Annotated in this window: 25 protein-coding genes and 1 pseudogene; 12 read left to right on the top strand and 14 right to left on the bottom strand. The window is 63.6% G+C overall.

The window, feature by feature from the left end; genetic code table 11:
• Positions 1-6: 6 nt before the first annotated feature.
• Complete coding sequence (locus BW975_RS09055; protein WP_076532833.1) at positions 7-1,380, top strand: L-serine ammonia-lyase; 1,374 nt, start codon at positions 7-9, stop codon at positions 1,378-1,380.
• Positions 1,381-1,387: 7 nt separating this feature from the next.
• A complete protein-coding gene (locus BW975_RS09050) occupies positions 1,388-2,335 on the top strand; it encodes a DMT family transporter (protein ID WP_076532831.1) in 948 nt (315 codons plus the stop codon).
• A 3-nt stretch (positions 2,336-2,338) separates the two neighbouring features.
• Here BW975_RS09050 and BW975_RS09045 read toward each other — a convergent pair whose 3' ends face one another.
• Positions 2,339-3,007 carry a thiamine diphosphokinase gene (locus BW975_RS09045; protein WP_076532829.1) on the bottom strand — a complete coding sequence of 223 codons (669 nt, stop codon included), beginning with the start codon at positions 3,005-3,007 and terminating at the stop codon, positions 2,339-2,341.
• A 147-nt stretch (positions 3,008-3,154) separates the two neighbouring features.
• Between BW975_RS09045 and BW975_RS09040 the strand changes: the two genes are divergently transcribed.
• Positions 3,155-5,443 carry a hypothetical protein gene (locus BW975_RS09040; RefSeq protein WP_076532827.1) on the top strand — a complete coding sequence of 763 codons (2,289 nt, stop codon included), beginning with the start codon at positions 3,155-3,157 and terminating at the stop codon, positions 5,441-5,443.
• Positions 5,444-5,536: 93 nt separating this feature from the next.
• Here the strand turns inward: BW975_RS09040 and BW975_RS09035 are convergent, their stop codons facing one another.
• Entirely contained in the window at positions 5,537-6,013 is a 477-nt protein-coding gene (locus tag BW975_RS09035) for a fasciclin domain-containing protein (protein ID WP_076532825.1), read from the bottom strand.
• A 233-nt stretch (positions 6,014-6,246) separates the two neighbouring features.
• Between BW975_RS09035 and BW975_RS09030 the strand changes: the two genes are divergently transcribed.
• On the top strand, positions 6,247-6,438 hold the full coding sequence (locus BW975_RS09030) for a hypothetical protein (protein ID WP_076532823.1): 192 nt from the start codon (positions 6,247-6,249) through the stop codon (positions 6,436-6,438).
• Positions 6,439-6,443: 5 nt separating this feature from the next.
• Here the strand turns inward: BW975_RS09030 and BW975_RS09025 are convergent, their stop codons facing one another.
• Entirely contained in the window at positions 6,444-7,160 is a 717-nt protein-coding gene (locus tag BW975_RS09025) for an RlmE family RNA methyltransferase (protein WP_076532821.1), read from the bottom strand.
• On the bottom strand, positions 7,157-8,275 hold the full coding sequence (locus BW975_RS09020) for a Ppx/GppA phosphatase family protein (RefSeq protein ID WP_076532819.1): 1,119 nt from the start codon (positions 8,273-8,275) through the stop codon (positions 7,157-7,159). The genes BW975_RS09025 and BW975_RS09020 overlap by 4 nt, the downstream gene beginning before the upstream one ends.
• Before the next feature lie 261 nt (positions 8,276-8,536).
• Between BW975_RS09020 and BW975_RS09015 the strand changes: the two genes are divergently transcribed.
• The 8 genes from BW975_RS09015 to BW975_RS08980 all read left to right on the top strand — a co-directional run bounded on the left by BW975_RS09015 (position 8,537) and on the right by BW975_RS08980 (position 14,962).
• Complete coding sequence (locus BW975_RS09015; protein ID WP_076532817.1) at positions 8,537-8,857, top strand: virulence factor; 321 nt, start codon at positions 8,537-8,539, stop codon at positions 8,855-8,857.
• Positions 8,858-8,883: 26 nt separating this feature from the next.
• Positions 8,884-9,813, top strand: coding sequence for a methylenetetrahydrofolate reductase (locus BW975_RS09010; protein WP_076532815.1), 930 nt, complete (start codon positions 8,884-8,886; stop codon positions 9,811-9,813).
• Positions 9,814-9,834: 21 nt separating this feature from the next.
• The gene (locus BW975_RS09005; protein WP_076532813.1) at positions 9,835-10,893 is read left to right on the top strand and encodes a methyltetrahydrofolate cobalamin methyltransferase; all 1,059 of its coding nucleotides are present in this window, start codon (positions 9,835-9,837) and stop codon (positions 10,891-10,893) included.
• Positions 10,894-11,127: 234 nt separating this feature from the next.
• Positions 11,128-11,685: a CHAP domain-containing protein gene (locus tag BW975_RS09000; protein ID WP_076532811.1), complete on the top strand. Its 558-nt coding sequence runs from the start codon at positions 11,128-11,130 to the stop codon at positions 11,683-11,685.
• Positions 11,686-11,820: 135 nt separating this feature from the next.
• Positions 11,821-13,005: a LytS/YhcK type 5TM receptor domain-containing protein gene (locus BW975_RS08995; protein ID WP_076532809.1), complete on the top strand. Its 1,185-nt coding sequence runs from the start codon at positions 11,821-11,823 to the stop codon at positions 13,003-13,005.
• 186 nt (positions 13,006-13,191) lie between these two features.
• On the top strand, positions 13,192-13,779 hold the full coding sequence (locus BW975_RS08990; RefSeq protein WP_076533583.1) for a VOC family protein: 588 nt from the start codon (positions 13,192-13,194) through the stop codon (positions 13,777-13,779).
• 98 nt (positions 13,780-13,877) lie between these two features.
• Positions 13,878-14,267: an antitoxin Xre-like helix-turn-helix domain-containing protein gene (locus BW975_RS08985; protein ID WP_076532807.1), complete on the top strand. Its 390-nt coding sequence runs from the start codon at positions 13,878-13,880 to the stop codon at positions 14,265-14,267.
• Positions 14,264-14,962, top strand: coding sequence for an RES family NAD+ phosphorylase (locus tag BW975_RS08980; RefSeq protein WP_076532806.1), 699 nt, complete (start codon positions 14,264-14,266; stop codon positions 14,960-14,962). The genes BW975_RS08985 and BW975_RS08980 overlap by 4 nt, the downstream gene beginning before the upstream one ends.
• A gap of 86 nt (positions 14,963-15,048) precedes the next feature.
• On the opposite strand, the gene BW975_RS08975 is transcribed toward BW975_RS08980, so the two are convergent.
• The 10 genes and pseudogenes from BW975_RS08975 to BW975_RS08930 form a co-directional block, all read right to left on the bottom strand.
• Positions 15,049-15,744: an ABC transporter ATP-binding protein gene (locus BW975_RS08975; protein ID WP_076532804.1), complete on the bottom strand. Its 696-nt coding sequence runs from the start codon at positions 15,742-15,744 to the stop codon at positions 15,049-15,051.
• Positions 15,737-16,420 (bottom strand): annotated as a pseudogene (locus BW975_RS08970) (ABC transporter ATP-binding protein); the annotation flags it as partial. The pseudogene BW975_RS08970 and the gene BW975_RS08975, both read right to left, overlap by 8 nt.
• A gap of 52 nt (positions 16,421-16,472) precedes the next feature.
• Entirely contained in the window at positions 16,473-17,477 is a 1,005-nt protein-coding gene (locus BW975_RS08965; RefSeq protein ID WP_076532800.1) for a branched-chain amino acid ABC transporter permease, read from the bottom strand.
• A gap of 3 nt (positions 17,478-17,480) precedes the next feature.
• Complete coding sequence (locus BW975_RS08960; RefSeq protein WP_076532798.1) at positions 17,481-18,344, bottom strand: branched-chain amino acid ABC transporter permease; 864 nt, start codon at positions 18,342-18,344, stop codon at positions 17,481-17,483.
• A gap of 67 nt (positions 18,345-18,411) precedes the next feature.
• Positions 18,412-19,587, bottom strand: a complete 1,176-nt coding sequence (locus tag BW975_RS08955; protein ID WP_076532797.1) for an ABC transporter substrate-binding protein — start codon at positions 19,585-19,587, stop codon at positions 18,412-18,414.
• 42 nt (positions 19,588-19,629) lie between these two features.
• Positions 19,630-20,409 (bottom strand): benzoate diol dehydrogenase BenD, encoded by a 780-nt coding sequence (gene benD, locus BW975_RS08950; protein ID WP_076532795.1) that lies wholly within the window; start codon positions 20,407-20,409, stop codon positions 19,630-19,632.
• The gene (gene benC, locus BW975_RS08945) at positions 20,406-21,422 is read right to left on the bottom strand and encodes a benzoate 1,2-dioxygenase electron transfer component BenC (protein WP_076532793.1); all 1,017 of its coding nucleotides are present in this window, start codon (positions 21,420-21,422) and stop codon (positions 20,406-20,408) included. Before benC ends, benD begins: the two co-directional genes overlap by 4 nt.
• Positions 21,423-21,514: 92 nt before the next feature.
• A complete protein-coding gene (gene benB, locus BW975_RS08940; RefSeq protein ID WP_076532791.1) occupies positions 21,515-22,045 on the bottom strand; it encodes a benzoate 1,2-dioxygenase small subunit in 531 nt (176 codons plus the stop codon).
• 5 nt (positions 22,046-22,050) lie between these two features.
• Positions 22,051-23,445 carry a benzoate 1,2-dioxygenase large subunit gene (benA, locus tag BW975_RS08935; RefSeq protein ID WP_076532789.1) on the bottom strand — a complete coding sequence of 465 codons (1,395 nt, stop codon included), beginning with the start codon at positions 23,443-23,445 and terminating at the stop codon, positions 22,051-22,053.
• 48 nt (positions 23,446-23,493) lie between these two features.
• The gene (locus BW975_RS08930) at positions 23,494-24,654 is read right to left on the bottom strand and encodes a muconate cycloisomerase family protein (protein ID WP_076532788.1); all 1,161 of its coding nucleotides are present in this window, start codon (positions 24,652-24,654) and stop codon (positions 23,494-23,496) included.
• Between the last annotated feature and the right edge of the window lie 106 nt (positions 24,655-24,760).

The raw sequence follows: 24,760 nt of genomic DNA, 5'->3' as shown, positions 1-24,760 counted from the left end.
GCCGCCATGTTCCTATCCGTCTTCGACATGTTCAAGGTCGGCATCGGCCCGTCCTCGTCGCACACGATGGGGCCGATGGTCGCCGCCGCGCGGTTTCTGGACAAGATGCGCGCCGCACCCTTCACCCCCCACGGCGTCAAGGGATCGCTCCATGGCAGCCTTGCCTTCACCGGCATCGGCCACGCAACGGACCGTGCCACGATTCTCGGCCTCGCGGGCTTTGTCCCCGAGACCTATGATCACGCGCGCGCCGAAGAGGTGATGGAGCATATCCGCGAGACACACACGCTCAGCCCCGAGGGTCTCGGCACGCTCAAATTCAATCCAAAGGAAGACCTCCTGTTCGATTTCGGCCCCAACCTGCCGGGCCACGCCAACGGCATGATCCTGATGGCGACCGACAGTCAGGGTGACACGATCCTGCAAGAGACGTATTTCTCCATCGGCGGCGGTTTCGTCATGACCGAAGCCGAGCTGGCGGCGGGCCGCAACACCGAGGAGGGCGCGCCGGTGCCCTACCCGTTCAAATCCGCTGCCGAAATGCTGCAGATGTGCGAGACCTCGGGCAAGAGCATCGCGCAGATGAAGAAGGCCAACGAGATTTCCCGCAAGGGCGAGACTGACATGACCGCAGGCGTGAAACGCATCTGGCAGGTGATGAACGATTGCATCGAGCGCGGCATGAACACGGACGGCACATTGCCCGGCGGGCTGAACGTCAAGCGCCGCGCCAAGGGGATCCGCGACGCGCTGATCGCCGAGCGGGGCACGAACCAGAACGCGCCGCACAAGATCAACGACTGGATGAGCCTCTACGCCATGGCCGTGAACGAGGAAAACGCCGCCGGCGGTCAGGTCGTCACCGCGCCCACCAATGGCGCGGCGGGCGTCGTGCCGGCGGTGATCCGCTATTACCTCGACCATTATCCCGGCGCCTCCGAGGCGCATGTCGAGGATTTTCTGCTGACCGCCGCCGCCATCGGCGGCCTCGTCAAGTTCAACGCCAGCATCTCGGGCGCCGAGGCGGGCTGCCAGGCCGAGGTGGGCTCTGCCGCCGCGATGGGCGCCGCCGGCCTTTGCGCCGTGATGGGCGGCACGCCCATGCAGATCGAAAACGCCGCGGAAATTGCGCTGGAGCATCACCTCGGGATGACCTGCGATCCCGTGAAGGGCCTCGTTCAGGTGCCCTGCATCGAGCGGAACGGTCTGGGCGCGATCAAGGCCGTCTCGGCGGCCTCGCTTGCCATGCGTGGGGACGGAACGCATCTCGTGCCGCTCGACGCGTGCATCGAGACGATGCGCCAGACCGGCGCGGACATGATGGACAAATACAAGGAAACCTCGCTGGGCGGCCTCGCCGTCAACGTGCCCAACTGCTGACGCCGCGATGCAGGCCGCCCCGCCGCCAGCAACCAGCCTGACCGCCCTGCCCGCCGCGCGGGTGACGCTTGGCATCCTGCTGATGGTCGCCTTCTCGCTGACCGCGCCCATCATGGACAGCTTTGCCAAGATGATCGGCAGCGCGCTTCCCGTTGCGCAGGTGGCCGCGATCCGCTTTTTCGCGCAGGCCCTTCTGCTGACACCGCTGGCCTGGGCGATGGGCTGGCTTCACATGCCGGGCCGCAGCGAGAGCGGTTTGCACCTTGTCCGCGCCGCGCTTCTTCTGATCGCGACGGGCTGCTTCTTCTTCTCGCTTCAGTTCATGCCGGTCGCCGACGCCATCGCGATCTTCTTTGTCGAGCCCTTCATTCTGACGCTTCTGGGCGGCTTGCTGTTGGGTGAGGCGATCGGCCCGCGCCGCTATATCGCCTGCGCGATCGGCTTTGCCGGGGCCATGTTGGTCATCCGCCCCAGCTTCCAGGACGTAGGTGCGCCCGCGCTTCTGCCGCTGGTCACCGCACTTCTCTTCGCCTTCTACATGATCCTGACGCGCCGCATGGCGACGCGGATGCATCCCATCACGCTGCAGGCCTATACCGGCATCGCCGCGCTGGTCTTGGCGGTGCCGGTACTGGTCGCGGCGAACGGCACGGGCCTTGCGCAGTTCGACCCGGAATGGCCCGCCGCGCGCGAGGCGTGTCTGCTGGTCGGGCTCGGCCTTGCAGCAACGGTCAGCCATATCTGCATCAGCTTCGCGCTGAAATTCGCGCCCGCCTCGACGCTGGCACCGGTGCAGTATCTGGAAATCGTCACCGCCACCGCCTTCGGCTTCTGGATCTTCGGCGATCTGCCGGACACGATGGCCTTTTGCGGTATCGCGCTGATTGTGGCCTCTGGTCTTTTTGTTTTCCTGCGCGAGCGGCATCTGGAACGGCGGCCCTTACCCCAGCCTTGAGGTTCAGGGCCAGCGCGCGGGGTTCTCCATGAGCATCCCAGCCACCTGCTCCAGATGCGCGGCGGGCAGGATCACCAGAAGTTTCGGCGCCGTCACGCTGATCTGCACCGGGCCTGTGGCGAAGTTCGATGTGCCGATCTGTCCGTCGGGCGTGAGGGTCAGCCCGCCGATGGGCCAGTTCAGCCCCTCCGAGCGCCCCTCGACCGCGCCCATCGGAAAGAGCGATACCCGGCATCCCTCGGGTAGGTCCAGCGCGAAGGTCGGCGGCGCGAGGAACATCACGTCGTCCTCGCTCAGCAGGACGCAGCGCCGCGCCGGAAAGCGCACCAGCACATTGCAAACAGCCAGTTGATGATCGACCCGCGCGCCACTGAACCCTGCGCCGATAACCAGCGGAGCGTCGATGCGGCTGAGGCATTTTTCAAAGTCGGTACTGTCCTGTTCGGGGATGGGGTGCAGCACGGCCGCCGGCAGGGCCGCGCGCTGCGCGTCGGTGATGGAGTCGAAATCGCCGATGACGGCGTCCGGCATGCGGCCATGGGCCAGCACCGCACCTGCACCGCCATCCGCCGCAACGATGCCGACCGAGAGGGTTAAGGCCCGCTCCAGCACGGGCTTGGGCATCGCAGCGCCGCCGATCAGGACGATTGGACCAGATTTGTGAACAATCATGTTAAACTTCTCCGGACTTAGCCGCTGGAGGGAAACAAATCACAATCTTGCCATGAAATGATACGGTGATGATCGCAGAATCGGGCCTCTTTGGGCTTGCCTGCCATGGTAAAGATTGGCGTCGCAGTCAAGGAAAGGCGATTTATTATGGTCAGCAACAGCAAGATCCTCACGGTCTCCTATGGCACGTTTTCGTGCACGCTGGAGGGCTTTGACGATTCGTTCGATACCATGAAGGCAATTGCCGAATACTTCCGCGATCTGGCTGCCGATGACAGGTATTTCGGCGCCGAGCCGCCCAGCCCCGATGCCGAGATGCTCGCCCGTATCGCCGAACGCGAGATCTCGCGCCGCGTCGAGGCACATGGCACCGATGGCAAAATTCATCTCAAGGCCGAAACCAGATCGCTGCCCCAAGCCGAGCCTGTGGCCCCTGCCCCCGCTGCGCCTAAGGCGCGTCAGGCTGCGCCTGAAAAAGATGCACCCGCAGAGGCGGATGCTTTCCGGAGCGCGACGCCCGAAATGACCGCTCCCGCCCCTGCTGCAGCGCAAGACGCCGAGTCCGAGGCGACCGTGAAACCCGCGCCTGCGCCTGCCCCCGCGCCCAGCGCGGCCCAGGCCGACAGCATCGCGGACAAGTTGCGCCGCATCCGCGCCGTCGCCGCCCCCGCAGGCGGTGCCACAGCTGTGTCCGGCTTTGACGAAGATGAGCACGCCCAAGACTTCATGGCCGGAGAAGCAGAATTTCAGCCGATGCCCGAGGACACCCAGAGCGACACGAACCCTGCGAATGAAGAAAAAGCAGCCGAGCCCCAAAGCACAGAAGCGGCCGATGCCGAGGACGATCTGCTTGCTTCGGATATGGCGCAGGACATCGCTCCGGAGGCGGACGGCGACCCGGTGGTAGAAGCGGACACGCCCGATGAAGAGGCCGCGCCGCAAGCGGCTATCACCGAGGCGGCAGAGCCGCAGGCTGAGCGTGCCGACGAAATCCCAGCCCAGACCTCAATCGAGCCGGACAGCGAGATCGCAGCCCAGTCGGATGACGATATCTTGTCGCGTCTGAGCAGCGATGTCACGGATGACACCTCAGACATGACCGATGACGCTGGAGATGCCACAGCAGAGACGGCCGAGACCGCCGAGGACGAGGATGACGACCTCGAGGCGATGCTGCGCGCCGCCGAGAGCGACCGCGCCGCGACCCAGGACGAAGACGTGCTTTTTGACGCGTTTGACGATGAGGGAGAAGCCGACGATTCTGATGGCGACGATACGCTGGCCCAGCTGATGGCAGATGCGATGGCGCCCGATGCCGGCAAAGAGGACGCGCCGGTGGCCGACTCTGCCGAGGACATCCCTGCCGAGGCAACCGCGTCCGAGCCGGAAACCATTGAAGACGACGAAGCGCCCCAACGCCCTCTTGCCGCGCGCGTGATCAAGATGAAGCGCGCCGATCTGGACGCGGCTCTGGCTGGCGGCGATTTCGAGGAAGAAATGGAGCCTGCCGCGCTCTCGCCGCTCAGCGCCGAGGCCGAAGCCGACTTGCAGCGTGAGTTGGCCGAGGTCGAAGCCGAGCTGCATAATGCGCGCGCGCCCGAAGCGAGCATTCCCGAGGTCGAGCATGCGCCCGAACCGACGGAGTCCGAGCAGGCATCCGATGCCGAGGGCGCGGGGGCGACCGACACAGATGCCGAAGCGATCCCCGCCGAGCAGGAGAAAACCCGGGCCAAGCGCCTTGATACACCCGCTTCGGACGCGCAGGCCGCGCGCATCTTCGAGGAGGCGGACAGCCAGTTGGGCACGCCCGAATCCAGCGAGCGTCGCAGCGCGATCCAACATCTGCGCGCCGCCGTCGCCGCCACCCGCGCCGAGCGCCGCGCAGGCGGTGCGATGCAGGCCGACGTGGACGATCAGCCTTATCGCAACGACCTGCAAACCGCTGTGCGCCCGCGCCGTCCACGTCCCGTGGCCAGCGGCGGAACACCCCGGCCCAATGCGGCGCCCGCCGCGCGGCCTGCACCGCTCAAGCTGGTCGCCGAGCAGCGCATCGATACGGACGTGGCGCCCGTGCGCCCGCGCCGGATCACCCGCGCCGATATCAGTGCGCAACCAGCACAGCAGCATCCCGGTGCATCCCAGTCCAAACCGACGCAAGATGCGCCTGATTTTGCCGCCTTCGCCGAGCAGATGGGCGCGAGCGATCTGACTGAACTGTTGGAGGCGGCGGCTGCCTACATGGCCGATATCGAGGGCATGCCGCAATTCTCGCGCCCGATGCTGATGCAAAAGCTGCGCGAGGCGCAGGACGAAGACTTCTCTCGCGAGGACGGCCTCAGGTCCTTCGGCCAGCTTCTGCGCGCGGGCAAGCTGCGCAAACTGAAGGGCGGGCGCTTTGCCGTGACCGACGAGACCGAGTATCGCCAATCCGCGTAACGCGCGCGCCCTCAAGACGGAAAAAACGCCGCCGAGATCGCTCTCGGCGGCTTTTCATCTTTTAGCAAACAGCAACGCCGGAGCGCCGATTGCTTACATGGACGGCATCAGCACGCTGTCGATGACATGAATGACACCGTTCGACGCTTCGATGTCCGCGTTGGTGACGTTGGCCTCATTCACCATGACGCCGCCTTCGGTTTTGATGGTCACGTCGCTGCCTTCGACTGTGGCGGCGGTCATACCATCGCTCAAATCACCAGACATGACGGCGCCGGGAACGACGTGATACGTCAGGATCGCGCTCAGCTTGTCCTTGTTCTCGGGCTTGAGCAGGTCGTCCACCGTGCCGTCCGGCAATGCTGCAAATGCCTCATCTGTGGGGGCGAACACCGTCAGCGGGCCGTCGCCTCTCAGCGTGTCGACCAGGCCTGCGGCTTCGGCGGCAGCGACCAGTGTGGTGAAAGTGCCAGCGTCGACTGCGGTATCAACGATATCTTTGTCGGCTGCGAATGCGGGCAGTGCCAGTGCGGTCGATGCGGCAAGGGCCATGAATGTTCTGCGGATCATATTGTACTCTCCTGTCACGAATGTCGCCGTTATCAGCGATGTGATGATTACGCAGCGCCGGGCCAAACGGATGCTACACGGTTGCGTGATCAGCGCGTTATCGCGCAGCTGTCCCGACCGTATGAACGCGCGGCGCCAAATGCGCGCCACGATCGGGCCCGACTAATTCCATATTAACAGGGGATACCTAGCATAAGGAAAGCGCAAACGCGCCGAGCATCAGCGAGGGGACCATGCGACAATATGCCATTCCACACTCTTCACCGATCTGCGCGGCGCGCCATGCAAGACTGTTTGAACTGATCCGCCAGCAGGGCCGTGCCCGGCGCATCCTGGCGCGCATCATGGCCGAGCCCGAGCCTGACCCCGCCACTTTGGCCGCCGTCGCCCGCCGCGCCGCCGCCTCGTGGCAAAAGCTGCGGTAGCGCAGTCAGCCGCGGAAACCTGTCGCAACCACGAATTTTTCGGAGCTGTCCGAGCGGGAGGCAGGCGGCTTGACGTTCGCCACCTTGTCAAAGCGCTGCTTGAGCAGCTTTTGCAACTCGCCCTCGGCGCCGCCCGCTAGCACCTTGGACACAAAGGTACCGCCCACTTCCAGCACGTCAAAGGCCAGATAGGCGGCCGCCTCGCAGAGCGAAATGATGCGCAGATGGTCCGTTTGCTTGTGCCCCGAGGATGAGGCGGCCATGTCGGACATCACCACATCGGCCATGCCGCCCAGCCATTCCTTGACCTTGTCGTCGGCGCCCTCGTCCATGAAATCGAGCTGGTGGATAGTCGCGCCCGCGATGGGCTCGACCTCTTGCAGATCGACACCAAGGATCGTGCCGACGGCCTTGCCACCTTTCTCGCCAAGCGCATTGATGCGCGGTACGGCCACCTGAATCCAGCCACCGGGCGCGCAGCCCAGGTCGACGACGCGCGCGCCGGGCACCAAAAAGCGGAACTTGTCGTCGAGTTCCATGATCTTGTAGGCGGCGCGCCCACGATAGCCCTCGTTCTGAGCGCGTTTGACGTACGGGTCGTTGAGCTGCCGTTGCAGCCAGCGCGTGGACGACGCCGTGCGCCCGCGCGCCGACTTGACCTTGATCGTCAGGTCACGCTGGCCACGCCCCGACGTGTTCTTGCCGTCCGGTCCCTTGTTCATGCATCCTCCTGCGTGCTCAGCACGCCATCCGCCGACATTTGAGCATACAGCATCCCCTCGCGCAGGCCGCGATCCGCCACAGAGAGGCGGTCCGTCGGCCAGCAGCGCAAGAGTGCCTGCAGTATCGCTGCCCCAGACATGATCAGCGCATGGCGGTCAAGCCCGATCCGCGGATCGTTGCGCCGCCCCTCCGGGCCAAGCGCGAGATAGCCGCGAATGACCGTGTCGATCTGATCGGACGTCATGCGCAGCCCGTCCACCCTGTTGCGATCGTAGCGCCTGAGGTTCAGATGGCTGGCCGCGACAGTGGTGACGGTGCCGCTGGTCCCGACGATCTGAAATCCCTTGCGCGATTGCTCGCTCTTGTAAGGGGCGAATTCGGTGAGATTCTCCTCAAAAAACCAGCTCATGAGGGCAAAGCGCGCGGCATCGTCGGCCACATCATGGAACTGATCGCGCAAGGTGGCGACGCCCAATGGCACGCTGATCCAGTCGACGACGCGGGCGCGTGGGCCGTCCCCGCCGCTGCCTGCGTTGAAGCCGCCATGCAGCCGCATGATCGCGCGGCTGCGGTCTGCGGGGGGGACATCGGTGAGGTCGATCCAGACCAGCTCGGTCGAGCCGCCGCCGATATCCACGACCAAGAGCTGGTCGGTTTCGGGCGCCACCAGCGGCGCACAGCTGACAACGGCCAGCTGCGCCTCCTCGAGCGGGGTGATGACGTCCAGCGTCAGCCCCGTCTCGCGGCGCACACGCGCCATGAACGCGGCACCGTTGCCCGCACGTCGGGTGGCCTCGGTCGCGACGAGCCGCATGGATGCCACCTTGTGGCGCTTGAGTTTCTGTTGGCAGACGCGCAACGCCTGAATAGTCCGCCCGATCGAGGCGCGCGACAACTGCCCCGTCTTTTCCAGACCGGCGCCCAGCTGAACAGACTTGCTGAAGCTGTCGACCACGCGGAACTGACTGCCGCGGGGCTCCGCGATCAGCATCCGGCAGCTATTTGTACCCAGATCGAGCGCAGCATAGAGAGGCGGGCGATCGGGCGGTATCGGCGCGGGGCTTTCAACCGGTTTCGGGACAGCGCCCGCACCTTCGGGACGCTTGGGCGTCATAGGGAACGCCCTCCATTTTGAGTTACCCCCAAAGTATGGCCTATGCGCGCGCCGCGCAAGCCCACAGCGCACGGCGCGCCCATACGCCTCATGTCGCACCTCATGCAGATCATGAAAATTTCGGCACTCCCCGCAGATGGCCCACCGCGAGACTTGCGGTTAGTCTGCGCGCGTCGCGCAGTGCGCGCGTTGGGTCGAAAACAGGCGCCGGGCAGCGGAATGCGTGCATTAGACAAGGGCCAGCATCAGGAAGGAATCACCATGGTCGACGTCACCATCGTCTACTGGCGGGACATCCCCGCACAGGTCATCGTCGGCAAGGGACGCCGCGGCGCGAAGAAGCAGCTGCCCGAGCGATTCGAGCAGGCGATCGACCGCGCGGCCATGAAAACCGGCGCAGGCGGCACAGACGATTACCTGGCCGAATGGCGCAAGGCCGCGCCCTACCCCGTCGAGGGTGAGCCCGCCGAAGTGGCCGAGGCCGAGGCGGCGCGGCTGGATGCGGAATACGACCGCGATCGCATCAAGGCGCTGATCGCAAATGATGGATGGAACACCGCGCAGGCGGCCCCCGAAGCATGACCCCAACCGGGATAAAGGAGGCTTTCATGGCCCTTTTGAACTTCAAGAAGCGCGCCGCGCCCGAGACTGCCACGCCGCCCGCCGCCGTCGAGGCGCTACTCAAGGATTATTCGATCGAGGTGATGCCGCGCACCGCCGAGAAGGTCGAGAACTTCCGCGATCTGCTGCCCGAAGGCACGCGCGTCTATATCGCCCATATCGAGGGCACGCCCATCGAGGACATGGTCGCCACGGCCAAGCGTCTGGCCAAGGACGGCTATCCGGTCATGCCGCATTTCCCCGCGCGCATCATCAAGGATCGCGCCACGCTGGCCGACTGGATCGCGCGCTATCAGGGCGAGGCAGGCGTCGATCAGGCGCTGGTGCTGGCGGGCGGCGTTGCGGCGCCCCATGGCGAGTATCACAGCTCCATGCAGCTATTGGAGTCGGGCGAGTTCGGCAAGGCAGGCTTCAAACGGCTGCATGTCGCGGGCCATCCCGAGGGCAACCGCGATATCGACCCCTCGGGCGGTATGGACAACGTAAGCGCCGCGCTGAAATGGAAGCAGGCGTTTTCCGAGACGTCGGATGCCGAGATGGCAATCGCCACGCAATTCGCTTTCGAGGCGGGCCCGATCATAGAATGGGCGGACACGCTGAAGGCCAATGGCATCAACCTGCCCATCCATATCGGCATCGCCGGCCCTGCCAAGCTGCAAACGCTGATCAAGTTCGCCATCGCCTGCGGCGTCGGCCCGTCGCTGAAGGTGCTGCAAAAGCGCGCGATGGACGTGACCAAGCTTTTGCTGCCCTACGAGCCGAACGACGTCATAGGCGCGCTGGCGGCGCACAAGGCGGCCAATCCCGACTTCAACATCACCAATGTGCATTTCTTCCCGCTTGGCGGTATCAAGGCGAATGCGACATGGGCCATCGATAATGCAGGCGCCTCGGGCGTCCCTGCTTCGGCTCAATAATCAAGTAAACAAGGAACCAACATGACCCGCACGATCGTCGAGAGCAAAACGAAAACCGCCGTCATCGGCTTTGACGAGCCCTTTTGCGTCATCGGCGAGCGCATCAATCCCACCGGCCGCAAGAAACTGGCCGCCGAGCTGGAGGCGGGCGATTTCTCGACCATCGAGCTGGACGCCGTGGCGCAGGCCAATTGCGGCGCGACCGTGCTCGATATCAACGCGGGCGTCGTCTACAATTCGAACCCCAACCCGAACGAGACCGAGCCGCCCCTGATGACCAAGATCGTCGAACTGGTGCAGGGCCTTGTCGATCTGCCGCTCTGCATCGACAGCTCGGTTCCTGCCGCTTTGGAGGCGGGGCTGAAGGCGTGTGAAGGCCGGCCCCTTCTGAACTCGGTCACAGGCGAAGAGGACCGGCTGGAATTCGTGTTGCCCTTGGTCAAGAAATACAACGTCCCGGTCGTGGCGATTTCCAACGACGACACCGGCATCTCCGAAGATCCCGACGTGCGTTTCGCCGTCGCCAAGAAGATCGTCGAGCGTGCCGCCGATTTTGGCATCCCCGCGCATGACATCGTGGTCGATCCACTGGTCATGCCGATCGGCGCGATGGGCACCGCGGGCCTGCAGGTCTTTACCCTCGTGCGGCGCCTGCGCGAAGAGTTGGGCGTCAACACCACCTGCGGAGCGTCCAACATCAGCTTTGGCCTGCCCAACCGCCACGGCATCAACAACGCCTTCCTGCCGATGGCGATGGGTGCGGGCATGACCTCGGCCATCATGAACCCGGTCGCCCTGCCCGTTCCGCCTTCGAAGATCGCCGAAAAGCGCGCCGAAGTCGCCGCGACGGGCCTAGAGATCCCCGAGGACATGGATGACGAAACCTTCTGCCAGCTTTTCGGCCTCGGCAGCACCATGCCCAAGCCCGGCAAGGAAATGGAGGCGATCCGTGCCGCCAACTTCCTGACCAATAACGACCCGCATGGCGGTGCTTGGATCGAGTTCAACAAACAGGCCCCGAAGGCCGGTCACGAGGGCCGCGGCCGCGCAGGCCGCACCGGCGGGCGCCGCCGGCGCTGAGGCGGGCAAAATGACACAGAAAGGCCTCGCGGATCGCGGGGCCTTTTTTCGTTGGGCGCACGTGCAATGTTCCGCCAAGTTTGGCGGTTTTTCGCCAAGCGGATTCAAATCACTTCGATTTGACGCGAAAGTGTAGCAAAACGTGATCGCGGGAAAAGGCACGCGTGCCGTCAGAGCACCGGCCTCCCGCAAAAGGCAGAGCACATCAAGGCAAAACCAATGACGAGGGACTGCATGACCATCACGACACGCCGAACCGTATGGCGCGCCGCGCCTCTGCTATGCGCCGCCGCCATCGCCCTTTCGGCTTGTTCCGGCGCACCGCGCGTCGATGACACACCAAGTTTCGGCGGTATCGATCCGGTCCGTGAGGCAATGGCCCTGCGCGAGGCATCGGCCCTGCGCGCCAAGGGCCAGCGCGTCTGGTGCGTTCCCTTCGCCCGCAATGTCAGCGGCATCAATATCCGCGGCAACGCCCATACCTGGTGGGGCAAGGCCAAGGGCACGTTCGATCAGTCGAACCAGCCGGTCGTCGGCGCAGTCATGTCCTTCCGCTCGACGCCGTCAATGCCGCTGGGCCATGTCGCAGTTGTGTCCGAAGTGATCGCAAAGGACAGGATCCTGATAGACCACGCCAACTGGCACCGCGACCAGGTGAGTCAGGATATGGCCGTCATCGACGTGTCGAAAAACGGCGATTGGTCTGCGGTTCGGGTCGAGACGAATCCCGACGCCTTCGGCAGCGTCTATCCGATCAATGGCTTCATCCTGCCGCCGCCCGATCAGGGCTAGGCGCAGTCCCATTCGAGTTCAAAGGGCGCCTCTGGCGCCCTTTTGCATTGAAATGTCATTCTCATTTTAGCTGTTAAGCGTTCCTTGTCGCAGGCTGCGCATACTGAGCGGATCTTGTCGGAGGATTCGTGTCCCGTGCTGTTGCTACTGCCTCAATTCATCGCTTCCCTCGCGCTCGTCGTGTTTCTGTCATCGCTCTACGGAGTCGCGCGCGCGCATTTGCGCACCACACGGGCACAGACCCTTCTGGGCCTTTCTTTCGGCATCGTCGCCATGCTGCAAATGAGCGCGCCTCTGGAGCTGATGGAAGGTGTCATCCTGGACATGCGCAACGTCCCAATCGCCCTTGCCGGTGCCTTTCTCGGGTGGCGCGGCGCGCTGCTCTGTCTGTCGATGGCGGTCATGACGCGCATCTCCATCGGCGGCGCCGGCATGATCTCGGGCGTGGCGGGCATGATGGTGTCCTGCACGGCAGGCTATCTGTGGTCGCGCGCTACCCTGACCGTCCAAAAACGGAGCCTGCGCCAATTCGCGGTGCTGGGGCTTGCCGTGTCATCCCACATGCTCACTGCGATCTTGCTGCCCTGGGAGGCGTGCATCGCGTTTTTCAGCGGCGCAGCTCTGCCAATGATGGCGCTCAACCTCGCGTCCATCCCCCTTGCGGCCGCGTTTTTTGAGCGCGAGCGCATGCATATGATCTCCGAGGCGCAGCGCGCCACGTATGATCCGTTCGATGAGGTCAGCGGTCTTGCACGCCTCGGCCATTTCCGGCGCGAGGCGATGGCACTCGCGCGCAGCGACAGCAACGGGCGGATCGCCGGGCTGATGGCCGTCGAAATTCACGGCGCCCGGGCGCTGAAGCGCGAACTTGGCGCCGCAACCTATGCGCAACTGCTGGGCGCCATACGCTTGCGGCTTGCACCTTTCCTTTTACCGGATATGCCCCCGGCCGCGCTGGCCGAGGACGGGCGCCTCATCCTGCCGCTGGAGTTCCGCCAAGTGGCCGAGCGCGACGACGTCGAAACGCAAATGCGGCGCATCCTGTCGGACATGGCCTACCAGATGGAGAATGCGGCGATCCTGCGCGTCGGCTTTACCTTGCGCGCCTTTCCTGCCCCGACGGTGCAAGATCTGGAACAGGTACTAGACGATATCGCACTGTGCCGCCCTATCACGGCAGAACCGGAGGAGGTCGGCCCCAAGACACCCCGCACCAAGCGGCGCGGGCGCGGCACCTCTTTGCCCCCTGCGCGGCGGAACGTGCGGCATGATCGGCTGTTTGCCGCTGCCAATGTGCTCTTGGCGACCAAGGACAGTTGAGCGCGCATTCGGCTTTGGCCATAGCGGCGCCATGGCCATCACGGCCCCACGACCATTGAAAGCCGCCGCTTGAGCCGTATCTTGAGGCCGTGACGGGATTGCGAAATCGCACCCACAGCCGGATGATCCAGCCCGGCATGACACATTGACTGCGGGGGAAGCCCAGACATGAGCCAGGACCAAGAGCTGCGAAAAATTCAAACGCAAGGCGTGCATCATATTACTATCCTCGGTGCAGACCGGCAGACCTCGATCGACTTCTGGGAGGGGGTGCTGGGGATGCCATTCATTTTCGATCAGCCCAATCTGGACGATCCCGAGGAAGGGCATCTTTATTTCGATCCCGGCGACGGCCGCCTGATTACGATCTTCACCAATGAGGGCCGCACGCCCGATGCCACCCCAGTGCGCGATACGGTCGGCGGTCTGCATCACCTTGCCCTCAATGTCAGTCAGGCAACGTTCTGGCAGGTGCCGGCGCGGCTGGACGCGCGGGGCGTATCGCATTCAGGCCCGGTCGACCGTGGGTTCATGGATTCGATCTATTTCCGCGATCCGCTGGGCCTGCGGCTCGAGCTTGCCAGCTATCGGTTTGAGCCGCCCGAGGGTTGCCGCCATGCGGATGTGATGATCACGGCCCACCGCATTCGCGTGGCGCGCGGCGATGATCACATCGACAGGGAGCATCTGGCCGATGCGATCGAGGACCTGGCCCGCACTCGCCACGCATCGCTGTCGGAGGATCGCGGCCCACGCAATCCGTATCGGCGTTAGACAGGCCGGCTCTCTTTCGCACCAATACGCGCACGATGCGATCATTTGGACTTTACTTTTGGATCATATGACCCGATATTGATCCGAGGAGAAGCGCCATGCATATCGCTCTTGAACAGCACGACCCTACCGACATCGCAACTGTCGCACTCAAGGCCTACGCGCGCATCACGGATGCGTGGGGGCTTACATTGCGCGAGGCGGCTGGGCTGGCCGATATGTCGGACAGCACTTGGAAGCGCGCGAAAAAGCCTGGATATTCCGGCGATTTGACCAAGGATCAGCTGCTACGCCTGTCGGCGCTGATCGGTATCTACAAGGCGCTCGATCTTTATTTCTCGGCGCCGTTGGCCAGTGACTGGATGACGCGGGCCAACACCGGACCTCTCTTTGGCGGTGCGCGGCCCGTCGACACCGCCATCGACGGCGGCTTGCCCCAAATCCTGACCATCCGAACCTATCTTGACGCGCTTCGGGGCGGCGCGTGAGGCGGAAATACCTCTCGGATCGCGGCCTCGTCCGTCTGTTGCCTGCGACCTATCACAAGCCGCCTACGCTGCGCGGTCTGGTTGATAGCGATGCCGAAGCCGATATCCTGGCCGATATCGAAGGCATGACCAACGCGCGCCTTGTGGCCGAGCGGGGCCGCAACGCGCATCTGGACCCGCGCGAGCTTGCCTGGCGCCGGCGCGCCGCCGACCTGCGCGTTTACGGCGACAGCCACGTCAACGCGGCCTTCACCTATACGCGCAAGGGCGGCAATCGCTTTAATGGCGAAGATCGCGGCGCATGGTACTGCGCGTGGAACGTCCTCGTCTCAATTGCCGAGGTCGCCTATCACCGCACCCGCGAACTGGGCTTTACCGGATATTTCCACGACGAGGCGCGCTATATCGAGTTGCACGCGGATTTCATCGGCAGTTTCGACGACATGGCGGACACCCCCGATCATCCTGCGCTCCATCCCGATCCGGCCACCGGATACCCCGAAGGCCAGCGACTGGCGCTGGAATTGCGCCGGGCTGGCGCGCGGGGGCTGGTTTATCCGTCGGTTCGCGCGCCCGAAGGAAATTGCCTGGTCTGCTTTGATCCCCAGGCGGTTCAGAACGTGCGACCCGGTGCATCCTGGTCGCTCAGGTGGACGGGCTCACCCGAGTATGAGGCGCAGCACATCGCGGCCTGACGAAGTTCCCCCACTCCGGCCGTGTCAGATACCCGCTGAAGGTCGCTGACAAAAACCTTCTTATCCGCGGTCAACGCCGCTGCGCGTCAGACCCCCAGCCATTTGTGCTGCATTTCGGTATCGGCGCGAATGCCCTCTGGCGTCCCGGTCCAGACGACTTGCCCGCGCGACACGATGGCCACGTCATCGGCCAGCGACGTCGCAAAGCCGAAATTCTGCTCGACCAGAACCATCGACAGGCCCGCACTGCGCAGGTCCTGCAGCTTGTCGTGGATCAGCTTGACGATGATCGGGGCGAGGCCCTCGGTCGGCTCATCGAGGATCAAAAGACGCGGATTGAGCAGAAGCGCGCGGGCGATGGACAACATCTGCTGCTCGCCGCCCGAAAGTTGCTGGCCGCCATTGTCCATCCGCTCGCCAAGGCGCGGGAAGAGGTCGGTGACCGTCTGCATGGTCCAATCGCCGGACCGCCCCCGCGAGGCCGCCAATTCGAGATTTTCGCGCACGGTCAGGGACGGGAAGATATCGCGCGTCTCGGGCACATAGCCGATGCCGGCGCGGGCCACATCGTAGGGCGCGGTGCCGTTCATCACCGTCCCGTCCAGCGAGATCGTGCCCGCGCGCAGCGGCAACAAGCCCATGATGGTTTTCAATGTAGTGCTTTTGCCTGCGCCATTGCGGCCCAGAACGGCCAGAACCCGGCCCGTCTGCGCATTGAAGTCAACGCCGTAGAGGACCTGGGTATCGCCATAGCCCGACTCGATTCCTTTGAGTTCAAGCATCTTCCCAACTCCCCAGATAAATCTCTTTCAACATGGGCGAGCCCTGCGCCGCCTCGGGCGTGCCGTCAAAGACGACCTCGCCATAGTTCAGAACAGTGATGCTATCGGCCACGTCAAAGGCCAAATCCATGTCATGCTCAATGATGAGCAGCGTCAGATCGCGCGGCAGATCGTTCAGCATGGCGTGGAATGCATGGCTCATCTCGGGGCCGATGCCCGAGGTCGGCTCGTCCATGAGGATCACGCGGGGCCGCGTGGCCAAGGCGATCCCAACCTCCAGCTGGCGCCGGATGCCGTAGGAGACTTCGGACACCATCAGATCCAGATGTGGCGTCAGATGCACCTGATGGGCGACCTCGGCCACAATCTCGGCCACGCCCTTATCGCTCAGCGAGTCGCGAAAGAACGAGCGGCTGGCCCCGGTGCGGATCGCGGCCGCCAGGCTGAGATTGTCGCGCAGGCTCAGCTCGTCGAACAGCGTGTTTTTCTGATAGCTGCGCGACAGACCCTTGCCCGCGCGCGCCGCAACGCCCAGCGGCGTGATATCCTCGCCGTCCAGCATGACACTGCCCTTGTCGGGCGTCAGCTCGCCCACCAGCTGATTGAAAAGCGTCGTCTTGCCCGCCCCGTTGGGGCCGAGGATCACGCGCCGTTCGCCCTTTTCCAGCTTCAGCGACACGTCCCGCGTGACGTGGATCGCGCCGAAGCTCTTGTCCAGTCCCTTGACCTCAAGCATCGCGCACCTCCCCTTCCAGATCGCTCGTCGCCTTGCTGCCTGGTATCGACCGTTTGCGCCGCGCCTCGAGGCGCGCCTCGACAAAGCCGAACATGCCGTTGGCCCGGCTCATCACGACGGCGATGAGAATGATACCTACGACAAGGTGCCAGTAGGGTGTAATGGCGCTGACCTCATGCTTGATCAAGACGAAGGCCACGGCGCCCACTATCGGGCCGACGAGCGTGCCTAGACCGCCCAGGATAACGACGACCAGTGCCTCGCCCGATACTGTCCAGGACAAGAGGCCCGGCGAGATATACATGATGTGCTGCGCCGCCAGAACACCCGCCAAACCTGCGATAAGGCCCGACACCCCGAAAGCATGCGCCTTGGTGCGCCACGGCACGAGGCCGAGCGCGCGCATGCGCTGCTCGCTTTGCTTGACGCCCACAAGGCTGCGCCCGACGCCCGAGCGCAAGAAGGCTGCGGCGAAAAGGTAGGCGATCACCGCGCAGACCAGCGCGTAGAGCACGAAGCTCCGGCTGTCGTTCAGATTGACGCCGATCGCCGACAGATCGGGGCGCGAAATCCCCCCGAGGCCGTCATCGCCGCCCAGAAAGGTGCTGCCGAAAACAAAGGAATAGGCCATTTGCCCGAAGGCCAGCGTGACCATGATAAAATAGATCCCGTGACTGCCCGAGCAGATCGCGCCGATAATCCAGCCGGTCATGCCGGTCAGCGCAATTGCCGCCGCCATCGCGGGAAACGCGTCCCAGCCGAAATGCCCGGTGAGCACCGCGAAGGCGTATGCGCCAAAGCCCAAGAGGGCTCCGTGGCAGAGCGAGACCATGCCGCCGAAGCCCGCCACCAGATCGAGCGCGACGACGAGGATGGCCAGGACGATGATCTCGGCGAGGATTTCAAGCCCGAAATAGCCTGCGGTGAAGGCCGCGACGATCATGCCCGCAACAAGGGACAGCAATGTCACGATACGAAGAGGAGTGTGCCTGAACATGAGTTACACCTTTGCCGGAAAGAGGCCAGTGGGCCGCGTCACCAGCACGACCGCCAGCAGCGCATAGACGATGACCGAGGCCAGCGACGGCACCAGAACCGCACCAAAAGTCTGCACGAAGCCGTAGATCAGCGAGCCGATGAACGCGCCCTTGAGCGAGCCAAGCCCGCCGATCACGATGACGATCAGCGTCGGGATTAGGATCTGAAGGCCCATATCGGGCGTGACCGACAAGATGGGCGCCGCGACGACACCCGCAAGGCCAGCCAACGCGCAGCCGACGCAGAAGACCGCGAAAAAAAGCTTCTCGACATTGATGCCAAGGCAGGCGGCCATGTTGTCATTGTCGACGCCGGCCCGGATCATGGCGCCGATCTGCGTGCGGCTGAGGACCAGGGACAATGCAGCGAAGATAACGAGACCCAGAACGATGATGAACACGCGGTAAAGCGGATATTCCAGCGCGCCCAGCGAGAGGCGCCCCGACAGGATCGGCGGCAGCTGGATGCCCAGTGCCAGATCGCCCCAGATGATCCGCGTGATGTCCAACAGGGCGAAGATCAGACCGAAGGTGACCAGAACCTGGGCCATCGGGCCGGATTTGCGCATCCGCCGGATCAGCGTTGCGTAGAGGATGAACCCGATCGCAGCGACAGCGATGGGCCCCAGGATGAACGCGCCCCAATAGCCGACCACGCCTGCTGTGCTAGCGGCGACATAGGCGCCGAACGCGTAGAGGGACCCGTGGGCGAGGTTCACGAAATGCATCAATCCGAAAATGACCGTCAGCCCGACGGAAAGCAGGAAGAGCAGCATCGACAGCTGCAATGCGTTCAGCGTTTGAAAGAGCCAGAAACCGACATCCATCTTGCGTCACCTTTCGGAAAATTGAGAGAGGCCGCGCGCCGAATGGCACGCGGCCCGATTGCCTGTCTCAGTTGGCCAGCGAGCAGCCGTTGGCCGGATCCGCAGTTGCGGGCAGCGTGGCCAGCACCTTCTGGGTCAGGCCTTCGCCATTTTCATTGGCGACGGTCTCGTAGACATAGATCGGCTGGACGATATTGTTGGTCGCCGGGTCGATCGAGGTCGCACCGCGCGGGCCGTCGAAGGAGGTCTTGCTCAGCGCGGTGGCCAGCGCCTCGCGGTCGCTTGCCCCGCCAGCGGAGGCCATCACAAGTGCGCGGGCCGCGTCATAGCCATGCACCGCAAATTCGGAGGGCGCGCGGTCGTTCTGTGCCTTGAAAGCCTCTACAAAGACGCTGTTGGCCTCGTTTTCGATGGTCGGCACGTAGTGCAGCGCCGCGATCACGCCGATGGCCGCCGGGCCTTCTGCGTTGACGTAGAGGGGCGATGTCAAAAAGCCCGCACCATAAAGCGGCAGATCGGCCTTGAGACCAAAGCTGTCATACTGCTTGACGAAGGAAATCGCCTCGCCGCCCGCATAGAAGACATAGACCGCATCCGCGCCGCTGGCCTGTGCATTGGCCATATAGGGGCCGAAATCCTGCGTTTTCTGGAAGGGGGTGAATTCCTGTCCGACGATCTCGCCGCCGGCGGCCTCGAATGCCTCGGCGAAGGCGCCGATCATCTGGTGGCCGGCCGCATAGTCCGATGCCATGGTAAAGACCTTGCGCACACCTTGATCATAAAGGTGCTGGCCCATCGGGCGGTTGACCTGCTGGTTCGAGAACGAAAGGCGCGTGATATAGGCACTGCATGCCTCGCCGGTGGCCTCATCGTTGCCTGCGTTGGCGACGATCAGCGGCACCTTGGCGCCGTCGACGAAGTCCCGCACGGCGCCCAGAACGCCCGAGCTGACGATGCCGACCATCACGTCAACCTCGTCCTGCAGGACCAGTTTCTTGGCCTTGCCCAGTGCGACAGGCGGCTTCACTTCAGTGTCTTCGGTCACGATCTCGAACGTGTCGTCGGTCTCGCCGCCGAATGTCTCGAGGCCAAGGCGAAAGCCCGCCTCGATCTCGTTGCCCAGCGACGCATAGACGCCGGAATAGGGCAAAAGCAGCCCCACTTTGATCTCTTCGGCATAGGCCGAGGATGTGCCGAGTGCGGCAATCAGCGCCGCCGCGGCCGTTTGTGTCAGTTTCTTCATGTTGTGTTTCCTCCCTGAAAACAGATTGGTCTGTTGGACCCGTTATCCGAGGTCGCCGCCGCCGACAGGCAGCGTGACGCCGGTGATGTATGACGCGTCATCCGAGGCCAGGAACAAGATCGCCCCTGCCTGTTCATCGAGCGTGCCATAGCGTTTCATGAAACTTGATTGCAGCGTCTGATCGACCAGCGTCTGGTACCAGTCCTCGCGCTGTTCTTCCGAAGCGTTGGGATTGCGCGGCACGGGCCGGGGCGGTGCCTCGGTTCCGCCGGGCGCGGTGGCAACGACGCGGATGCCGCGCTCGGCCACTTCCCAGGCGAGGTTGACGGTGATCGCATTCACGCCGCCCTTGGCCGCGCCGTAGGGCACGCGGTTCAGGCCGCGCGTGGCGATCGAGCTGACATTGACGATGACGCCCGACCCGGCCTTCAGCATCGGCTCAAGCGCAGCGTGACAGCCATATAGCGTCGGCATCAGCGAGCGGCTGATCTCGGCCTCGATCTGCGCGGGCTCGTAATACTCGAACGGCTTGGCCCAGATGGTGCCGCCGACATTGTTCACCAGGATATCGACCCGGCTCCACAACTCGACCGCCTTGGCGATGGCCGCTTTGCAGCCCTCGTAGGTTTCCAGATCGACGGCCAGCTCGTGCGCCGTGCCCCCCGCGTCCTTGATGGACGCGACCGTATCGTGGCGCGCGTCCGAGCGGTCGACCACCAGCACTTCGGCGCCCTCGGCTGCCATACGCTCGGCCACGCGGCGGCCGATGCCCTGCCCTGCGCCCGTGATGACGGCGCATTTTCCTTCGAAACGTGCCATCATGCAGCAGCCTCGAGCGCATCATTGGGCGTGAATTTTTCGAAGTAGAAATTTGCAGGCTCCGTGCCCAGCGATTTGAAATGCTGGCGCACTGCCTCGACCATCGGGGGCGGGCCGCACAGATACACATCGACATCGCCGCCATTCAGCTCGTCCGCGGTGACGTGATCGGTGACAAACCCCTTGCGCTCGTGATCGTCATCGTCCGACGCGAGGATCGTGATCACCCGCACCGTGCCGATCTTTTCGGCCAACTCCTGCACGCGCGCCAATTCCACCAGGTCAGCGGCGTTCGTCACGGCGTAATAGAGCGTGATCTGCTGCTCGGTCCCCTGTTCGGCCAACGCCTCCAGCATCGACAGAAACGGCGCCAGGCCGGTGCCGCCCGCCAGCCACAGCTGGGGCCGCTCCAGGTTGCGCAGATAGAACGCGCCCATCGGGCCGGTCAGCTCGACCTCGTCGCCGGTCGATCCGGCTTCGAGATAGCTGGACATCACGCCGCCCTTGAGGTTGCGGATAAGAAACGTCGCCTCCTCGGCGCCGGGGCGCGACGAAAATGAGTAGGAGCGGTGCGCGTCGGTGCCCGGCACGCTGATATTGACGTATTGGCCGGGCAGGAAACCCATCGCCTTCTGCAGCTTGACCGTGAGGTTGTAGGAGGTGTCCGACAGCGCGTCGATGGCCTGCACGGCGCCGCGAACGGTCTGCGCGCCGGTCTTGCAGATCTCGGACGAGACCGGGACAGAAATGATGCAATCGCTCTCGACCGTCATCTGACACGCGAGAACAAAGCGCTCTTCGGCCTCTTCCTCGGTCATCGCCTCGTCCATGTAGAACTCAAGCTCGTACTCACCCTCTTCGCACTTGCATTTGCAGGTGCCGCAGACGCCATCGCGGCAATCCATGGGCAAGTTGATCTTGTTGCGGAAGGCGGCGTCGGTGACTTTCTCGTCCTCATCCACGTCGATCACGCGGGTGACGCCATCCTCGAAATTCAGTGCGACCTGATAGGCCATTTGCATACTCCTCCCCCGCCGCGATCCGGCATCGGGCCGGATCGCGCAGGTCTTGACGTGATGGTGGGTCTGGTCCGGGAAACTGGCCGGGCTCAGGTGTGATACACGTCGACGACGTGGTGAATGTGATCGTCCTTGAGCACCACTTTCTTGGCCGCGATCAGGGGCGTCTTGCCGCTGACATCCAGCGTATAGAACGACGTACCCCAATGCCGGTCGGTCTGGCCGTAGCGGAAGCTGAGCGTTTGCCAGTTGAAGCGCAGCTTGATCTGCGTGCCCTCGCGCGAAAGCACCTCGATATTGGCGAGGTAATGCGCCGTGCGCGGCTCGGGCAGCGACGTGGCCGAAGAGCGGTCCGTCTTGATGCGGAACACACGATCCTCGATGCCGGACTTGTCCGGATACCAGATCAGCGACATCTCCGATTGCGGATCCTCGGTCAGCGTGTCGAAATCATCCCAGGCGGGCATCCAGAATTCACAATCGTCGTGGTAGAATTCCAGCCACGCATCCCAGTCCCGATCATCAAGGCAACGCGCCTCGGCAAAGAGGAATTGCTGGATCTCGTCATAGCTGATCGCTTTGGCGTCCGAGGCGGGTTTTTCCATGGTGTTGGTGCTCATATCATTCACTCCGCTGCCACTTGCTGTTCTTCGCCCGAAAGGGTCTCGCGCTCGGCGCTGACCGCGTCCCGCATCCGCTCGGCCCATTGGCTGTGCTGGATCACGAAAAGGCCCTCATCCTCGGTGCGCGCACCCGACAGGATCGGGTTGATCCCCAGCGCCTTGGCGTCCTCGTCGGGGCCTTCGATCCACTGGGTCGCTCCGCGGGTCAGGTCGTTCCACTTGGCGTGGGCACTGCCCTGATAGCCGCGCTGGGTTGCACGGAATTCCTCGGTATCGTCCGGCGTCGCCATGCCAGAGGCGTTGAAGAAATCCTCGTATTGGCGGATGCGATGCGCGCGGCTTTCCTTGCTCTCGCCCTTGGGGGCGATGCAATAGATCGTCACTTCGGTCTGATCGACCGAAATGGGCCGGAAAATACGCAGCTGGCTAGAGAACTGGTCCATCAGGAAGACGTTGGGATAGAGGCAAAGGTTGCGCAGAACGCCCGTCATCCACTCGGCCTTTTCCTTGCCGAACTGCTCGGTCCACTCGCCCAGCTTGGCGTAGTTGGGGCGATTGGTAGGGTCGGCCCAGGTCGTCCAGAGCAGCAGGTGACCGTTCACATAGGAATGAAAGCCGCCCTTCTGCTTGGCCCATTTGGACGCATCGGTGGCCTTGATCTTGTCTTCCTTGCCGTCCTGCGTGCGGCGGCCGGTGGTGGCCACATAGTTCCAATGCACGGCCGAGACGTGATAGCCATCGGCGCCGTTTTCGGCCTGCAGCTTCCAGTTGCCATCGTAGGTGTAGGTTGACGCGCCGCGCAGCACTTCGAGACCGTCGGGCGACTGGTCGGCGACCATGTCGATCATCTTCTTGGCCTCGCCCAGGTAATCCTCCAGCTCTTCCACATCAGGGTTGAGCGAGCCGAAGAGGAAACCGCGATAATTGCCGAATTTGGCAACGCGCGTCAGATCGTGGCTGCCATCCTGGTTGAACTGCTCGGGATATCCTGCGCCCTTGGGGTCCTTGACCTTCAGAAGCTTGCCGGTGTTCGAGAAGGTCCAGCCGTGGAAGGGGCAGGTAAATGTCTTTTGGTTGCGGCGCTTGAAACGGCAGAGCATGGCGCCCCGGTGCGAGCAGGCATTGACCAGCGCGTGCAGCTCGCCGTCCTTGTCTCGGGTGATGACGACAGGCGTGCGGCCCATATGCAGCGTGAAATAGTCACCGGGGTTCGGGATCTGGCTTTCATGCGCCATGTAGATCCAGTTGCCCTCGAAGATGTGCTTCATCTCCAGCTCGAAAAGGTCCGGATCGGTGAACATGTCGCGGCGTGCGCGAAAGACGCCATTCTCGGGATCGTCCTCGACGATGTTCTCCAAACGGCGATCAAGCTCGTCCAGTTTTGGCAGTGTCAGCATGATGTCTTCTCCTCCTCGTTGGTCACTGTCTGTCCCCTCCTCCGGGTTTCAGACGCTTGCCTTCATGTGTGTGTGCGTAGGCACCGCCCGGGTTTTGCCCCGCGTGTAGAAATCAACCTTGTCCTGATCCAGCGTCACGCCGCTGCCATGTCCCGCCGGAACATGGACTTGGAAGTCCGAATAAACCAGCGGGGTCGTCAAAATGTCGTCCTTGAACAGGAGCGGACCAAACAGCTCGGTCCCCCAGGCCAGATGGCCCACAGTCGCAAAAAGTTGCAGCGCAGCGGCAGTGCCAACGCCCGATTCCAGCATGGTCCCGCCATAAAGGCCAATGCCGGCGGCCTGCCCGATGGCGATCACCTCTGCCGCACGGCTGAGGCCGCCCGATTGCGCGATCTTGACCGCAAAAGCGTCCGCCGCATGCTCGCACGCGTGGTTCAGCGCATCCTCGGGACCGCGCAGCGCCTCATCGGCCATGACGGCGATCTGGTAGTCACGCGTCAGCGTGCCCAGCGCATGGCGATGGCAGGCCGCGATGGGCTGCTCGACCATGTCGACGCCGATTTCCTGCAGACCGGCCAGGCCGATGCGGGCGTCATGAAGGCTCCAGGCCTGATTGACGTCGACCGTTACCTTGGCCCGGTCGCCCAGCGCGCTTTTGATGCGGGCCACGTGTGCGATATCTTCGCGCACCGCGCGCTTGCCGACCTTCAGCTTGAACTGGCGATGGCGGCGTTGCTCGAGCATCGACATGGCCTCTTCGATATCCTGCGCCGCATTGCCCGAGGCCAGCGTCCACGCCACTTCCAGTCCGGTATGCAGCGCACCGCCGAAAAGCTCGGCCACGGACTTGCCCGCGCGCTTGCCGAGGCCGTCCCAAAGGGCGTTTTCGACTGCGCAGCGCGCGATGGGGTTGCCCGTGACCGCGCGCTCAGCGGCGTGGCGGGCGGCGTTCACGTTATCGCCGTCGCGGCCGATGATGGCCGGGGCGATATAGGTCTCGATCGCCGAGGCGATGCTTTCGGGGCTTTCGGCGCCATAGCTGAGCCCGCCAATGGACGTGCCCTCGCCGATACCGACCGAGCCATCCGAGAAGTGGACATGCACCAGCACCACGGACTGAACCGTCATCGTCGCCATCGACAGGACATGCCCCCGGATGGTGGGCAAATCGACGATCCTCGTGCTGATGTTCTCGATCTTGGGCAAAGCCGTATCCCCTTTTGATCTTCGCTTGTCTTAGCGCTCTTTGTGCTGGTTAAGAGGTTGCGCCTCTGCGGGGGCCAAGTCCAATACCGCTTCGGTAAGGCCTGAT

This window comes from Roseovarius nanhaiticus, assembly GCF_900156535.1.
GTDB classification, from domain to species: Bacteria; Pseudomonadota; Alphaproteobacteria; order Rhodobacterales; family Rhodobacteraceae; genus Roseovarius; species Roseovarius nanhaiticus.
Note: the sequence above shows the minus strand (reverse complement) of the source record. Positions and strands in the feature narration are given on the sequence as shown.